The 16127-nt window shown below is 38.8% G+C and carries 15 protein-coding genes; 5 read left to right on the forward strand and 10 right to left on the reverse strand.

Features of this window, described 5'->3' with window-relative positions; translation table 11 throughout:
• Position 1 precedes the first annotated feature (1 nt).
• Genes ABVM50_RS08315 through ABVM50_RS08325 form a run of 3 tightly spaced genes read right to left on the reverse strand, consistent with a single transcriptional unit; the run spans position 2 to position 4525 of the window.
• The gene (locus ABVM50_RS08315; protein ID WP_405198144.1) at positions 2 to 2758 is read right to left on the reverse strand and encodes a T9SS type B sorting domain-containing protein; all 2757 of its coding nucleotides are present in this window, start codon (positions 2756 to 2758) and stop codon (positions 2 to 4) included.
• A 25-nt stretch (positions 2759 to 2783) separates the two neighbouring features.
• Complete coding sequence (locus tag ABVM50_RS08320; protein WP_405198145.1) at positions 2784 to 3620, reverse strand: ABC transporter permease; 837 nt, start codon at positions 3618 to 3620, stop codon at positions 2784 to 2786.
• Positions 3620 to 4525 (reverse strand): ABC transporter ATP-binding protein, encoded by a 906-nt coding sequence (locus ABVM50_RS08325; RefSeq protein WP_295179664.1) that lies wholly within the window; start codon positions 4523 to 4525, stop codon positions 3620 to 3622. Before ABVM50_RS08325 ends, ABVM50_RS08320 begins: the two co-directional genes overlap by 1 nt.
• A gap of 94 nt (positions 4526 to 4619) precedes the next feature.
• Here ABVM50_RS08325 and ABVM50_RS08330 point away from each other — a divergent pair, with 94 nt between their 5' ends.
• The gene (locus ABVM50_RS08330; protein ID WP_295179662.1) at positions 4620 to 5684 is read left to right on the forward strand and encodes a hypothetical protein; all 1065 of its coding nucleotides are present in this window, start codon (positions 4620 to 4622) and stop codon (positions 5682 to 5684) included.
• A 43-nt stretch (positions 5685 to 5727) separates the two neighbouring features.
• Here ABVM50_RS08330 and ABVM50_RS08335 read toward each other — a convergent pair whose 3' ends face one another.
• The 6 genes from ABVM50_RS08335 to ABVM50_RS08360 are packed head-to-tail and all read right to left on the reverse strand — an operon-like array spanning position 5728 to position 11533.
• Entirely contained in the window at positions 5728 to 6786 is a 1059-nt protein-coding gene (locus ABVM50_RS08335; RefSeq protein ID WP_405198146.1) for a nucleoid-associated protein, read from the reverse strand.
• Between the two features lie 51 nt (positions 6787 to 6837).
• A complete protein-coding gene (locus tag ABVM50_RS08340; protein ID WP_405198147.1) occupies positions 6838 to 7356 on the reverse strand; it encodes an IS1096 element passenger TnpR family protein in 519 nt (172 codons plus the stop codon).
• 24 nt (positions 7357 to 7380) lie between these two features.
• Positions 7381 to 8406 (reverse strand): COX15/CtaA family protein, encoded by a 1026-nt coding sequence (locus ABVM50_RS08345; RefSeq protein WP_405198148.1) that lies wholly within the window; start codon positions 8404 to 8406, stop codon positions 7381 to 7383.
• A 19-nt stretch (positions 8407 to 8425) separates the two neighbouring features.
• On the reverse strand, positions 8426 to 9862 hold the full coding sequence (locus ABVM50_RS08350; RefSeq protein ID WP_405198149.1) for a CCA tRNA nucleotidyltransferase: 1437 nt from the start codon (positions 9860 to 9862) through the stop codon (positions 8426 to 8428).
• Between the two features lie 2 nt (positions 9863 to 9864).
• Positions 9865 to 10434, reverse strand: a complete 570-nt coding sequence (locus tag ABVM50_RS08355; RefSeq protein WP_405198150.1) for an L-threonylcarbamoyladenylate synthase — start codon at positions 10432 to 10434, stop codon at positions 9865 to 9867.
• A complete protein-coding gene (locus ABVM50_RS08360) occupies positions 10409 to 11533 on the reverse strand; it encodes a glycosyltransferase family 4 protein (protein WP_405198151.1) in 1125 nt (374 codons plus the stop codon). Before ABVM50_RS08360 ends, ABVM50_RS08355 begins: the two co-directional genes overlap by 26 nt.
• A 91-nt stretch (positions 11534 to 11624) precedes the next feature.
• On the opposite strand from ABVM50_RS08360, the gene ABVM50_RS08365 reads away from it, so the two are divergent.
• Genes ABVM50_RS08365 through ABVM50_RS08380 form a run of 4 tightly spaced genes read left to right on the forward strand, consistent with a single transcriptional unit; the run spans position 11625 to position 15110 of the window.
• Positions 11625 to 12746 carry a glycosyltransferase family 4 protein gene (locus ABVM50_RS08365; protein WP_405198152.1) on the forward strand — a complete coding sequence of 374 codons (1122 nt, stop codon included), beginning with the start codon at positions 11625 to 11627 and terminating at the stop codon, positions 12744 to 12746.
• Positions 12743 to 13540: a glycosyltransferase family 2 protein gene (locus ABVM50_RS08370; RefSeq protein WP_405198153.1), complete on the forward strand. Its 798-nt coding sequence runs from the start codon at positions 12743 to 12745 to the stop codon at positions 13538 to 13540. The genes ABVM50_RS08365 and ABVM50_RS08370 overlap by 4 nt, the downstream gene beginning before the upstream one ends.
• Positions 13537 to 14292 (forward strand): lipopolysaccharide kinase InaA family protein, encoded by a 756-nt coding sequence (locus ABVM50_RS08375; protein WP_405198154.1) that lies wholly within the window; start codon positions 13537 to 13539, stop codon positions 14290 to 14292. Before ABVM50_RS08370 ends, ABVM50_RS08375 begins: the two co-directional genes overlap by 4 nt.
• Positions 14289 to 15110, forward strand: a complete 822-nt coding sequence (locus ABVM50_RS08380) for a glycosyltransferase family 2 protein (RefSeq protein WP_405198155.1) — start codon at positions 14289 to 14291, stop codon at positions 15108 to 15110. The genes ABVM50_RS08375 and ABVM50_RS08380 overlap by 4 nt, the downstream gene beginning before the upstream one ends.
• On the opposite strand, the gene ABVM50_RS08385 is transcribed toward ABVM50_RS08380, so the two are convergent.
• Entirely contained in the window at positions 15107 to 16123 is a 1017-nt protein-coding gene (locus tag ABVM50_RS08385; RefSeq protein WP_405198156.1) for a glycosyltransferase family 9 protein, read from the reverse strand. The two genes, ABVM50_RS08380 and ABVM50_RS08385, sit on opposite strands and share 4 nt — an antisense overlap.
• Positions 16124 to 16127 lie beyond the last annotated feature (4 nt).

The following is a 16127-nucleotide window of genomic DNA, read 5'->3' on the forward strand; positions in this document are numbered from 1 at the left end:
GTTATTCTCTTATAAGGGAGAAATGTCCTTTAAAAATCTTGCCATTTTCGAGAGTTACTTCAAACCAGTAATCATCTGCCGGCATAGGTCTGCCGTTAAAGTTGCCATCCCAACCCTTAATTTCTCTGGAAAGCATGGCTACAATCTTCCCATACCGATGAAAAATTATGATTTTCTGAAATTTGAACCCGGGTTCAGAAATATCGTAGGGTCTCCAAAGATCATTCGAACCATCATTGTTTGGAGTGAAAAACGGCGGATGACCATATAAAGAAACCTGCATTTCGCCAGTCGCACATCCCATACTGTTCTTTATATAAATAGTATGTTGCCCTCCAGGAACTCCTCGAAATTCAGGATTGGATTGATAAGGTCCGTTGATGTTGTCAAGGGCGTAGAGCGTATTATCATCGGTTGAATTGGTGAAAATTAAGAGGTCATTTTCGCTGCCGTTATTGGAAATCTCTATTTCAGAGATTTCAGGAGCTTCAAATTTTTCGACATTAAAATCTATAGATCTTCCGCAGCCAGACTCCTTTAATGTAAGGCTTAAAGAATAGTTACCAGAATCGTTAACCTCGATGGTTCTGCCAGTTTCGCCGGTACTCCATGTATAATCGAATTCATCCGGATTAGCAAGATCCAGATCATTACCAAGAATTACCGGGAAATCTGCTGCACATCCATTAAGGCTCATCAGAGATTGAACTGCCGGGAAACCGGTCATTTCCAAATCTATACTTCCAAATCCATAGCAAATATTATCTGCATCTGCCCGAATATATAAGGTTTTTGGGCTCGTAACATAATTATTAGGCAATGCATTAGTGCCAAGAATCGCATCATCTTCAGTAGTATGAAAGCTTAACTGAACATCAGAATTTAATCCAAGATCGTTTCTAGCATTTTCAGCAATAGTACCCAGATTATATTCAGCTGTACCATCACCCAGATCACAACCTGTAGCTGTTTCCAGTGATAGATCTACACTTTCAGTAGTTTGAAGTCTGAAGCTTTCTATATCGTAACAATCACTTCCGAAGCCACTAATTTTCACAAAAACCTCTTCATTAGGAGCGTTGTTCCGGTAGATGTTATCCAGAGTAAGTTCGTTGTTCACATCGGCAATGGCATCTGCCTCACTTCCGTAGAAAAAAAGCTGAATACCCGATTGACCCTGTGATAACTCTTCCTTCGCAAGCTGAAGATTAAAAGTTGCAATTCCATCGGTTGGATCTGAATCCTGAACATCACATTGTTTCAGAATAAAATCTGAAGGTACATTGGGAATTTCAAAAATAGTCACTTCTTCGCAAACCGGGTCTTGAGGAATTCCATTGATGATTCCTGTTAGACTCACCGTGTAAGTTCCTGCTGCACTGTAAACATGCATAGGTGATGTGGCAGTTGAGGTGGCACCATCTCCAAACTCCCACATAAATGCGTCATATTTCGAGGCATCTCCCGCGATGAATTCTGTAGTCTGTCCCAGGCAGATATTCTTATATTCAAAATTATTATTGAAAAGCGACTGTACAAATGGGGGCAGACCGAGCCTAACAACTTTAGGAGAAATATCTAAACTGTTGTGTCGGTAATTTACGTTTGCAGCGTCTTCTTCCGGTTCATTGATCACAGACATCAGGTTCCATCTAACGAAGCCACCATCAGTAGAGTAACCAGCTCGATATATCTTACCATTAGGTGCTAACTGTAAGGCTCCAGCAACATTCCTGGAGGAATTTATCAAAGTAGCCGAAGAAGCAATATCTGTAGCTTGGAGATCAAATTGATATAATTCACCATTTTGTAACACATCTTCTGTATTATAATTATTGGAAGTTGCGTAGAGTTTAGTGGATTCCGGAGAAAATTCCACGCCGTATGGATAGGCATTGGCCAGAAGCAATTTTTCGTTGGAAACTCTACCACTAAGATCATTGAAATCGTAGAGAAATACCTTTCCAGTTTTCTTAGCACCTCCGGAACGCGGACTCCCAATACTGGTTCCACTATAAGCCGCAGCCAGGTAATTTCCATCTGGAGAGATTTTCATATAGCCGGGAGCAGTCACATTTAGATCCTGTTCGTTGATCCTGGGAGGAAAATTATTATTGATAGTGGAAATTACTGCGCTCGTATTTACTCCTGCGGAACTTACTCTAAAAGAGTAGAATTTATTGGTAAACTGAGTAACCACCCAGTACGAAACACAATCTCCCGCGATGACTGCGGAAATCTTCTCAGAACTTTTGAATTCTTTTTCCACTGGATCTGAAGGATCGTAGGTAACCAGATGAGTATTCTTAGTACCTGTTATAAGACCTCCATTTCCATTGTCAAGACTCATGTCTACTTCAGAAAAATGAACACCCTCAATAGGATCGTTAGTTACCCGAAAGTAATCTGGTTTGTCCACGGTAAAAATATAATAGAATCCGGGATTTGCAGGCTTCGGAACAATGATCGCCGATTGTGTACTGGAAACATTTCCTTTTAGATTACTTCCATTCAGCATTACCTGATGATTGCGATTGTAAACTGTAGAACCATCAGTATAAAAAAGTAGGTTTCCGTTTCTGTCTGAGATACTTGCAGAACCTTCGATAGTGTTTAAAACTCCATTAGTAAGCGGAACAGCCTCGCCTGAAGTAAAGGATAATCCAGCGCCTACACCAAAATACCAATTTGCTGCTTCCTGCTGGCCGTACATAAGTGTCGGCAGCAGGAATATGGCAAGGATCACTTTCAACTTCATACTAACGTAAAGCTATAAAATAAGTCTATAAATCACGCTTCTTAAGTAGAAATAATGAAAGGTATACAAATATGAAAACCCAGGCGATCACGATGAGTAACTGGTACCAGTGTATGCCATAATCTTTATCCAATTCTCCACCAATCTGATTGGCTGCTGCTTGTACCGCATTCAACCTGGAAAATGGCTCTACCACAAGATTGCTCATTGACTCCAGAGGGAAAAACTGCATAATATTGGTTGCAATATCGGTCCCTTTAAAAATCTTGAAATTTAAAACGCCATAAAGAATACTTTCAAAAATAGCCCAGACTACTAGGAATCCCAGCGCGAATGCAGATCTTTTGATCAGTATCCCAAGAAACATACAGAACGCAAAGAATCCGGTAAGTTTAACAAAATACGCCAGTAGATATTCCAGATCCGAAATTACAATTGAAAATTCAGTAAAATCTGAAAAGGAGTAGCCAAGGATAATGGTTACTATAAAAAGGAAGATCGTAGATATTCCAGAAAACACCAGTACTGTGAGAAACTTGGAAAGAATAAATTCCTTTTTACTCAATCCATCAATTAAATTCTGTTTGATCGTACGATTGCTGTATTCATTCGACATCATCGAAACGATGACGATCGCAAGAAAGATCTTCAGCAGTGCAGCGATATAACTGTTAAAATGCCATATGTAAGGAAAATTAAAAATCCCCTGGTCTGCAACTCTAAACTGTATCTGGCCAATATTAAATTCAATAGAGGCGATAAGCGCAATAAATGTGATGAGTATAAAATAAGTGATAATCAGGATCCTGGCAGATCTGCTATATCGTAATTTATTGTATTCTATTTCGAGTAAACGTAACATTATGCTTCGGCGGTTTGGTTGGTTAATTGAAGGAATTGCTCTTCCAGGCTTTCTTTACGCTTTATCAAAAATGATAAAGACAATCCCTGGTCAAATAAATACCGGTTGATCTCTTCTGCTTCCATTGGTTCATCGAGGAAAGCGGTAAGAGTTCCTTCTTTGTCGGTGATCTTGCCAATTTTAGGATGCTTTTCCAGCAATTCCTGAAGTTTTATCATGTTGCCGGCTTTCAGTTCAAAGAATCCGTGACTGCTAACGATTTCGTCAACGGGACCACTATATAGTTTTACGCCTTTCCGAATAATAACTACATGAGAACAGACCTTTTCTACTTCATCCAATAAATGTGATGCCAGCAAAATGGTGGTTCCACCAGAAGCGATCTTTCTTATGATCTCCCTAATCTGGTGAATTCCCTGAGGATCGAGTCCGTTTGTAGGTTCATCCAAAATTAAGATTTCAGGATCGTTAAGCAGGGCAGAAGCGATAGCCAGACGTTGTTTCATACCAAGCGAAAAGGTTTTGAACTTACTGTCCTTTCTATCCAGTAAGCCAACGATCTCCAGTTTTTCCTGAACCTTTGCTTTATTCGTACCTTTAATCTTACAAACCAGGGCAAGATTTTGTGCCGCAGTCATATAGGGGTAAAAGTTAGGATGCTCGATAATGGCACCCACCTTTTTTAAAGCATTATGTGTAGAGGTGTTGCCATCGAACCAGCGAAAATCGCCTGATGTTTTGTTCACGACATTAAGAACCATTCCAAGCGTAGTGGATTTACCGCTCCCGTTAGGCCCAAGTATACCGTAAACGTTCCCTTTTTCAATGCTGAAACTCAGGTTGTCCACGGCGGTCATTCCGCCAAATTTTTTGGTGAGATTGTTTAGTGTTAGTATTGTTTCCAAGATTGATGAATTGTTTGATATGTGTTGACGAAGTTAGACTTTTGTTACAAGTTTTAGCATATTAAGCTTATTTTTGAGCAAAACGAGGGATTTTATGGAAGAAAAACTGATGTCACAAAAGAAGCCGGCGTTCCCCGTGAACGAACGCTTTAACCGTTATCTTCAGAAATATAACCGTAATACCAAGATTCCAGTTTTTTATGATGATCTACTCAGGTTTTCAGGTTCTGTGGTAGTGTACGACCAGCATGATGAGGATACGTTCTGGGTGCGTTGTTATTATCCTGAATTTGAGCGAGTAGAGATCGATAACAGTCTTAAAAAGGTATATACTATCCTACACTCCGATGGTAGTGATGATTCTCTCAATTATCTAAATGTGGATGCGATCGATTATTGCACCTTCGGAAATTCAAAACCCTTCAGAATAAAAGTCCGGAATATTCTGAATGATAGTTTTACCTATTTCTATGTAAAAAAAGCTGATGCCTCCAGGCTATACGGACTTGAATTTGAGCATTTACTTTCTCCACATAGGATCAATTTTCTGGTATATAAAGACACTTTGATCGAAGAGCATATTGCAGGAATTCCCGGCGATGTGTTTATTGAAGACCATTTACCAAAATGTGATCTTCGGGCACAAACCCAGATCGCCAAGCAGTTCGTAAAGTTCAATGAACGCTGTACTGTACGATTATTAGGAGATATGAGATCTTATAATTACGTGGTGATCCCAACTCATGATTTCGATCATGTGGAGTATCAGATTCGGGCAATCGATTTTGATCAGCAATGTTTCGAGGGTAACTTGAAAGTATATCGTCCTCAGTTTTTTAAAGAGAACTTCCAGATGGTGCAACTGGTTTCAGATAAACTTGAAAACTCATCTATAGAACAATACAGAAAAGAAGAGCGTTCCTTGTTGGCTAAGAGAATGATCAATACCCAAAGCAGGTATAAAGAGCTCATTCGTTGTATGATCAATGACCATGTGTCTACAAAGGATAATGTGAAAATGCTTAGAAATCAACTATATGCCTTCTCTAAGGATATGAAGTTTAAAAGGGCAAGTACTATGGGACAGATCCTGCGAACTGCTCTGGATTTCGTGAGAAGAAATTATGAAAATGTAAATACTCAGCGTATGCTGGATTAAAAAAAAGCGGTGAATTTTTCACCGCTTTTTTTAAGTCTTTATATTATTTCTTTTCCTCTTTGTTGAAGTAAACGAGGTAGTAATACATCTGTTTGTCTTCATCCCATCCTTTTTCCACAAATTTTTCAGCCGACTCTGCGCTAACAAAATCCATCTTGATCTGGATGTTCGTATCTAAGGTGATCACGTTCTTAATCTTCTTACGTGCATCTGTCACCGCTTTGTTGGCGATGGGGAAACTGGTGAGATCTTCAACTTTATATTTTGGAGCTTTTTCAGTTTTATAATTCTGAAATTCGGGGATAAGATCTGGATTATCGATTACAGAATTAATGTAATTGGACTCCTCGAAGTCGTCGTTCTTAGCGAAGTAATCCATACTTCGGTTCATGAACATCACTTCCTGTTTTTTATCTTCCGCAGGCAATACCACGTCCTTTGCAAAATTCTTGGCAAAGTTGAGGTAATTCTTGGTGAAATAATTCTCATCTGCAAGTACATCCACACCAAGAAAGTTTTCCAGCCAGTATTTCGTGTCATAGCGGTTGGAATCAACAGAAAGAATTTTAAAACCTTCTGCCTGGTTGCTGTTGAAGATAATCGCGCCTTTATCCAGTTTCTGCAAATTCACACCCTGCTGCACGACCATTTCCAAATTGCTCTGGCTTTGTTCAAACTGCAGGAAATCATGTTTTAATTCAGATTTAAAAATGCCAATTGCTGGCACTTTAATATTGTCAAGTTGCATTCCTTCAAAATAAACTACATAAACCTCACCGCTCTTTATATGGGGATGAGTAGACTGCTCATAAAGCAAGGTCGCTATCTTCTTGGAATATTCATGGGTGTTGTATGGATCGTCAAAGATCTTAATAGAAAGATTGTACAGCTCGTTGAACTCGATATCGGTTTCATGATGAAAACGATAATATGATTCCTCTTTTTCGCGGAAAGGCTTCAGGAAATATTCCTTGATAAGAGGTTTGATCTCATCATCAAGTTTAAAGGTAGAAGCGGAAAGAAAGATGTTTTCACCGCGATTCTTATTTCCAACCCTGTGGATAGATAGCGATTCTATCTGCGCATTAAAAAGATTGATCATATATTTCTGAAGTTATTTTAAAATTTAGTTTTCTTTCTGAAGTAATACTACTTAATTCCAGTTCTCATCGAACTCAAAATCATCGTAACCATCGGTTCCGTAGCTATCATCAAAACCATCATCATCTGGTGAGCCATCTTCATTTTCACCTGTAAATTCCTTTTCCGGAGCATCATCAGGAATCTGTCCATGAACATACATCAGGTTTGGATAATCTGTTCCTTCTTCAGCTTCTGCAATTTGAGCAAGCTCCACGAAGAACGTCCACATCTTCAGAAAATCGTACACGTAGATAAGCTTCGTTTCTTTTTCAGAAAGAATACTATCCAGCTTTGTCTCATTCATCAATTTGATAGAAGTATCATTTCCACTCATATCGAACTGGTGAATTTCTTCACCCTGATTCCATTCTTCATCACTTATGAAAAAAGATGCCATTTCGGTTCCGTCGAATCCAAAAGATTGAACGATAGTGTTGTGGAGATCTTCCAATGTGCTGTCATGCAACATTTCGATATCTCTGAAAACATCTTCCTTGGCATCTAAAATTACACGAAATCTATATATCATATCTCAAAAAATTGGAGGGCAAAGTTACGTTTTTTTAATCTTTTCAGGCGCATAAATAGTCTCCATTAACAGGTAGAATTGAACACCAAACAGGAGGGAGGCTATCACCAGGTGAAGTGGTTGCGATAGAAAGGGGAAGTCGAAATTATACATAGCGACTCCAGTTGCAACTTCCAGTAGAATAAAGGCGATTACCCAATTCACCCTGGACTGGAATAAATTATTCTGGCGATTTTTCCACCATAAGAATACATTCAATAGCAGTACTATGATAGAGAAAGATCTGTGAATATAAAAAGTAAGATTCGGGTCGGCCAGCCATAATTCTTCAGTATTATAGCCGAAATTTCGAACCTGCTCATCTACAAATTGTCGAACCTGTGTACCCATCACCACCTGTAGGAGCGTTAGCATCACAGCGACAACTACAAGATTTTGAAACGTACTGGTTTTAAATTTTTCTGAAGTGTGCTCCCGGCTTATATACAATAGGTATAGCAAGACCGCCACGATCACCAGGGCCATTACCATATGAATAGTGATCTTGGCCGGAGCAAGCACTGAATATACCACGGTAGCTCCAAGCCATGCCTGGAATCCCATCATTAGCACGCTCAACCAAGATAGGATTGTAATTCTTTTACTTTTTCTGAATTTTTTAAAGGAGAGTATTGCCATGATCAGGACAGCAATTCCTGCAAGCGCTCCTACAAGCCGATTGATATATTCTACCCATGTATGAGTTGGGTTGAAAATCGCGTAGTCATGCTTTTCATAACTTTCCCAGTTATTTGAATTATAGTTTTCTGCTGAAGTAAAATCTGAAGCAGCAACTTTTAAGGTTTCATCTACAATGATCACCTGTCCTTCTTCATAAGCCCTGTTGGGCTGGAATTTTATTTCTGAAACTTCAGAAGGAGGAATGTAGTATCCAAAGCATTTTGGCCAGTCTGGGCAGCCCATGCCTGAGCCGGTCATTCTAACCACGGCGCCGGCAACTATTACAAGATAAACCAGGATTAACGAGATTTTGACCCAATTTCTATACATAGCAATATTTATTTAAAGCCTAACTTTTTTCTGCAACGCTCAATCCGAGTTTGTTACCCATATTCAGCATAAAATCCCTGGCAGCGTCATGCTCATTCGGAATTTCACCTTCAAGAATCGCCTCTTTAATGGCATCCTTAATTTGTCCAACTTCACGACTTGGAGTGATTCCGAATGTGCTCATAATTTCTTCACCACTTACTGGTGGCTGGAAATTTCTAACATGATCGCGCTCTTCCACTTCTTCGATCTTTTGCCGAACCAGTTGAAAGTTATTATGATATTTTCTGAAGCGTTTAGGATTTTTGGTCGTGATATCGGCCTCACAAAGCGTCATAAGGGCTTCGATATGATCTCCGGCATCAAAGATAAGTCGGCGTACGGCAGAATCGGTCACATGATCGTCTGCTACCGCAATAGGTCTTGAACTCATCAAAACCATTTTCTGCACGAACTTCATTTTCTCATTTAAGGGAAGTCGCAACCGCTTAAATAATTTGAAGACCATTTTCGCACCCACAAATTCGTGACCGTGAAAGGTCCATCCAATTTTCTTATGAAATTTCTTGGTTGGAGCTTTTCCAATATCATGTAGTAATGCGGCCCAGCGCAACCAGAGATCATCGGTATTCTTCGCAATATTATCTACAACTTCCAGAGTATGCCAGAAATTGTCTTTATGAGTCTGTCCTTCTACTTCATCAATTCCCTGTAAAGCGGTAAGCTCAGGTAAGATCTTAGCCAGAAGACCAGCTTTAAATAAGAGAGACAGACCTTTGGAAGGTTTTGCACTCAACAGGATCTTATTAAGCTCATCCATGATGCGCTCTTTTGAAATGATCTTAATCCTTTTATTATTTCTTTTAATTGCTGAAAGTGATTCTGCTTCGATCATGAAATTAAGCTGCGAAGCGAATCTTATGGCGCGATACATTCGAAGTGGATCGTCTGAATAGGTGATATCCGGATCTAAAGGAGTTCTAATGATCCTGTCCTGAAGATCTTTATATCCATCAAAAGGATCGAGCAGGTCTCCAAACCCATTATCATTCAGTTTTAAAGCCAGTGCGTTGATGGTAAAATCACGCCGATTCTGGTCATCTTCAAGCGTTCCGTTTTCCACGATGGGTTTCCGACTATCTTTGCGATAACTCTCCTTCCTGGCACCTACGAATTCGATCTCCATATCATTGGCTCGAAGCATGGCCGTACCAAAATTTTGAAAAACCTGAACCTTGGGTTTATTTGGTAATAGATCTGAAACTTTTTGAGCAAGTTCGATTCCGCTGCCAACAGCTACTATATCAATATCTTTAGGTTCGCCGCGCTCAAGGATATGGTCACGTACAAATCCACCAATTACATAGGCGTCGACTTCAAGCTCATCTGCAGCCTGGGAAATAACAGAAAAAATTTTATGATGTAAAGCTTTGCTGTAATTATGGTATTTCGGCATCTTTATTTGCGTATCACACTCACCTGCCCATCGTTACTTAACTTGATAATTGCTGATGGTTTTAGCGATTTTTTTGAACGCTGCAAATTTACTACATAGTCTACACCTTTTAAAATTTGAGGTGTGATTTGATCAAAGGATTGTGGTGTCGGCTGGCCGCTAACATTCGCCGAAGTCGATACCAGTGGTCGTTTTAATTTTTTAATAAGGTCTGAGCAAAAGGTGTCCCTTACTACACGAATTCCTAGTGAATCATCATCGCTTACCAGGTTTTCTGCAATATGTACAGGCTTATCGTAAATGATAGTCGTAGGTTTCTTGGCGTACTTAAGGATATCGTAGGCAGTTTCCGGTACATCTTCCACGTATTGTTCCAGCATCTTGAAATTTGAAACCAGGCAGATGAGTGCTTTAGATTCTTCTCTTTTCTTAAGCTGAAATATCTTATCCACTGCATTCGCATTCGTAGCATCACAACCTATTCCCCAAACTGTATCTGTTGGATAAAGTATGATACCACCCTTTTTTAAGACATCTATGCAATTTCTAACTTCCTGTTCCATTTTTTCCATAAAGCACTTCATTATATTGAGCCAAGGTATTGGCCGCCATTCTTTCGGTTGTATAATTTTCGAGGAGTCGCTGGTATGAGATCTTTGTAAACTTCTCCTGCAACGACCTGTCCTGGGACAAAAGTACTAATTTATTGGCCAGGCTCACCCCGTCATGCGGTCTACTTAGAAAACCATTTTCTCCATTCGTAATAATTTCTGGAATTCCACCAACTTCCGTAGCAACCACAGGAACCTTATAATAGAAACTTTCATAAATAAATTGGGGAATACCTTCACTTTGGGAGGTCATCAAAGAAATATCGAATTGAGGAATGAGCACCGAAGCATCTGGTATAAATCCTGAAAAATGACAATAGTTCTCGAGTCCTTTTTCTTTAATTCTTTGCAGATAACTCGCAGTACGATCGGTTTTGCTACCAATAACGAGGAAATGATAATTAGTGTGTCCCAGTTGATTGACAATATGATCTATTGTATTCACCCAGGTTTCCAGGTTTTTTGCTCGAATATGATTGGCAATAGTTCCAACCAATATAGCATTCTGCGGAATATCATATTTCGGCCTTAATAAGATCTCGCTTCTATTTTCCTTCGGAACGCTTGTTCCGTGATAAACCGTAACCAGTTTTTCCTGATTCATTACCTTTTCTGAAGTGATCTGCCGGGTAATATCAGACACGCACAGAATTTTTTTGATCTGGGCATGGTTATATTTATACAGCGTTCTTTTGCGATCCTTTATTGGAAAAGAAGTTTTTTTACTAAGTATATAAGGTGGTAAACTTGCTGAAAGATATGTCGCCATGATCGAAAGCGTAAGTGCCGTAGTATCATGAATATGTATCAGGTCAATCTTGTTTTTTTTGCAAAGCAATATAATTTTCCAAACGAATCGCAGGTCTACTTTTGTGGATAGTGGGGCATGATAGACTTCAATATCTTCCTGTTTCAAACGCTTAAGAAGTTCTGATCCTCTAGAGCATAAAACTAAATGATTTACCGAAATCATTTCCTTGCATAGATTCAGAATATGATTTTCTCCACCTCCCCATCGGCTGGCAGTAGAAATATGCAGTATTCTTGGCTCTTTTCTCAAGTAGGCGAAGTTAGCAACAACAAACTTAAAAAGAATGATAATTTTGGCCTTAAGCTGCAATAATTATCTTTGCGCTAAACTTTCAATATAAATGACTGTATTACATGTTTCGGGGGCAAGGTCATGGGGAGGTAATGAGCAACAGCTTATGTATCTTATGGATGAGCTTCCAGGCTTCAACGTAACTCAAAAGCTATTCTGTTTTAAGAATACACGATTGGAAGAAGAAGCATCTAAAAAAGATGTAGAGATTCTTTCTGTGCCATATTGTAAGCCCTATTCTTCGGAATATAGGAATGAACTAAACAGAATTGTTCAGGAACACAAGATCGATATCATTCATTTACATACCAGCGATGCAGTCACCGGTTACGTGGTAACAGATCTTCTGAAGAAGTTAAAGACCAGAACATTATTTGCTCGAAAAGGTATTCGTGGTAAGAAAACCAGCTTGCTTAGTAAGTACAAGTATAATTACCGGAATATAGATACCATATTATGTATTTCTGAATATGTGAAAACTCACTTCGGAAAGATCTTAAGCGATCGGAACAAAGAAAAGTTGGTCGTCGTTTATAATGGGATTAAAGTGCAGGTTTCCAGACCAGCGCCAGATTTTCAGCTTAGGGAAAAATATGAGATCCCAGATGGTCTATTCTTGCTAGGGAGTATCGCGAATCATACTGCAGCAAAAGATCTGGGTGTTCTCATAGAAACCATGAACAAGATCGTTCACGAGCACGGCATTAAGAATATCCGACTTATCCAGATGGGTGATTTTTCGAAACTGACTCCCGGTTTCAAATCGATGATTGCTGAAAGGAAACTGGAAGAGTATATCATAATGACCGACTTTCAAAAGAATGCTTTTTCGTTTTTACCACAATTCGATACGTTCGTAGTAACTTCAGAGAGGGAAGGAGGGCCATCATCTCTAGTAGAAGCGCTCTATTATAAAGCACCTATTGTAAGTACAAGGGTAGGAGTGGTAGATGAGGTTATTGAAGATGGTGTGAATGGATATTCTGTGCCAATTAAAAGTCCGGGATTGATGGCTGAAAAAATTCTAAAAATTAAAAATAATCCAGCGTTAAAAACTCAGTTCGCAGATAAGTCTTACAAGATTTTTCTTCAGAAATTTACAGCTGAACGTTACGGGGATGCTACCTTTGCGGTCTATACAGATATGATGCAAAAAGAACTACGTCGATGAAAACAGCCCTGCTTGTTTCAACATATAACTGGCCTGAAGCCCTCTCGCTTATTTTTAACAGTATTGAAAACCAATCGGTTGCTCCAGATGAGGTTCTAATTGCAGATGATGGTTCTGCTGAAGAAACTAAAAAATTGATTAACGAATTTAAAAAGCAGAGTAACTTAAAAATACATCACTTCTGGCATGAAGACAGAGGCTTTCGAAGATCAGAAATTTTGAACAAAGCTATTGCAGGTAGTAAATCAGATTATATCGTACAGATAGATGGAGATTGCATCATGCATCGGGATTTTATAAAAGATCACCTCGCGATCGCCGAGAAGAAGGTATTCTTATTTGGATCCAGGGTTAACATTACTAAGGATTTAAAACCAAAAGTTTTTAAAGATAAGATCGTCGATTTTAATTTTTTAAGTGCTGGTATCAAAAAAAGAGGACGTACGATCAGAATTCCATATTTAAGAAACAGGAATATGAAAAGACTTGACTTTAGCAATAAGGTTCGTGGATGCAACTTATCATTCTGGCGTTCCGATTTTTTGAAAGTCAATGGGTATAACGAAGATATTTCTGGCTGGGGAAGAGAGGATTCAGAACTTGTTTTAAGAATGCTGAATGCGGGAATAGCTGGAAAAAGATTGAAATACGGAGGAATTATATATCATATTTACCATACTGAAGCATCTAAAGATCAATTGGAATCTAATAATGAAATTCAGCAGGCGACCATTAGTCAGAAAAAACAAAAGTGTGAAAACGGAGTTTCAAAATATTTAATTTCTTCAGAATGAAAGCTGTTTTCTCCAAAAACTACCAGCAACAGTCTGGTTTTATAAAGCAATGCATTGAGAACTTTGATGTAAAAGGTAAGGTTCTGGCTGAAGGGCGTAACGAAATAAGGATCTTTGAAAATGATGCTCAGCAATTCAATATTAAATCCTTCAGAATTCCCAATACGGTAAACAAGATCGCTTACAGATTTTTTAGAAAGTCAAAGGCACAGAGATCATTCGAGTATGCCAGTATTCTTGAAGAAAAAGCAATTGGAACCCCGGATCCTGTGGCTTATTTTGAAAAACCTTCTTCTGTATTTTTTCGTGAAAGTTTTTATGTTTGCAAGCATCTGCAAGCACATCTCACATTCAGGGAACTGGTGACCGATCCCGGTTTCACAGATCACGAAAATATCCTGAGAGCTTTTACCAGGTTTACTTATGATCTGCATCAAAAGAATATTCAATTCCTGGACCATTCGCCGGGCAACACCCTCATTATTAAGACTGGAACATCTTACGAATTTTTCCTGGTGGATCTTAATCGCATGAATTTTAAAGAGCTGAACTTTGACGAAAGAATGAAGAATTTTTCACGTTTAACGCCTAAGTTGGAGATGGTAAAGATCATGGCGAATGAGTATGCCGCCCTTATTGTAAAATCTGAAGCTGAAGTTTTTGAAAGAATGTGGTTTTATACGGAGCAGTTTCAGCATAAATTTCAAAGAAAAAAGGCACTGAAGAAGAAATTAAAATTCTGGAAGAAATGATAAAACCCGAAATGTCTGTCATCATCAGCACTTATAATGCACCAAAATGGCTGGAGAAAACGCTGTATGGTTTTAGTATACAAAGCTTCCAGGATTTCGAAATTGTAATTGCAGATGATGGATCTAAGCAGGAAACCCTTGATTTGATCGAGCAATTTTCAGCAGACACAGAGATTCCTGTAGTGCATGTTTGGCATGAAGATAACGGGTTCCAGAAGTCACAGATTCTCAATAAGGCGATCCTTAAATGCTCTTCAGAATATATTGTAATGACAGATGGAGACTGCATTCCCAGAAAGGATTTTATGCAAGTGCATTTCGATCGTCGTGATCCGGGTCATTTTCTTTCCGGCGGCTATTTTATGCTGCCCATGGATATTTCAGAAAAGATAAATAAAGAAGATATCGAGTTGCAGCGTTGTTTTGAAAAATCCTGGCTGGAAAAAAACGGACTAAAATCTGTAATTAAAACCATGAAGCTTACATCTGAAGGTCGCAAAGCTGATTTCCTCAATAAGATAACTCCAACGAGTCCCACCTGGAATGGTCATAACGCCAGTGGATGGACGAGCGATATTCTGAAAGTGAATGGTTTTGATGAGCGTATGCAATATGGTGGTCAGGATCGGGAATTGGGTGAACGGCTCGTAAACTCAGGTATCAAAGGAAAACAAATTCGTTATTCGGCAATTTGCGTGCACCTGGACCATCCACGTGGTTATAAAACTCAGGAATCCATAGATTATAACAGAAGTATCCGTAAGAATACCAGGGACACGAAATCTAAGTTTACAAAATTCGGAATCAAGAAGAACTAATCATGAATTTCGACAAAATCTTTAAGTTTCTCCAGGAATAATTTTGGTTTGAAATCATCGTAGTTATGCTTCTCAGGATAATAATCATGAAGATGTACACTGTAGTTATTGCTCCCTTCAAAATTGGACCAGGCTTTTTTGGAAACTTGTGGTGAGAAAATTGCGAAGGTTGGAATTTTAAGCGCTTTCGCCATATTTACAGCTCCACCTTCATTACCAATTAGTGCAGTGCATTGTGAACATAAGGCAAGAAATTCTCTCAAACTTTTACCGAAAATATCGGGTCTGGAGACTCTTTTTGCTTTTTCTGAAAGTAAATTTATAAGGTTGTCTACCTGCGATTTTTGCGAAGGAATGTAGTTGTATAATAGCGTACAATCTTTTTCAGATGCAATGAAATTCAATACTTCAGCCATATAGTTTTCAGGATATGTCTTATTATAACTACTTCCCAGAATAGAGATCATATAAATTGGCCTGGTCATATCAACTTTATGGGTTAATAAATAATTCTGCGCCCAATTGATTTCTTCAGTAGTGAGATAGACTTTAGGTTTGATAGGAGACAAATCCTTTATACCTAAAGGATGCAATAACTTTAACCTGTTTTCTATGGCTAAGCCTGCTGAAGATTGAGGTCTGGAATCATATTTTATAACGTGAAGCAATAGAGGTTTAGTGTACCATTTTTCGATGCCGATTCTGATTTTTGCACCGGTCGCATATGCAAGCAAAGCTGAATAAGGTTTGGAATACAGGTCAATTACAATATTATAATTTAATTTCCGAAGTTTTTGACCATAAGTAATTAATCCCTTTAGGCCTTTATCCTGTTTGGGATCGAAAATTATAATATTGGTGATTTCAGGATTGTTCTCCACAACGGGGGTGGTATGCTTGTAAATTAGATAATCCAGATGAGCGGTCGGGTACTCTTTCCGAAGTGCCTCAAATAAGATTGAGGACGTAAGTACGTCCCCAATCATTTTCATCTGTATTACAAGTATCTTCAAACCT

The organism is Christiangramia sp. LLG6405-1, from assembly GCF_045055805.1.
Lineage (GTDB): Bacteria > Bacteroidota > Bacteroidia > Flavobacteriales > Flavobacteriaceae > Christiangramia.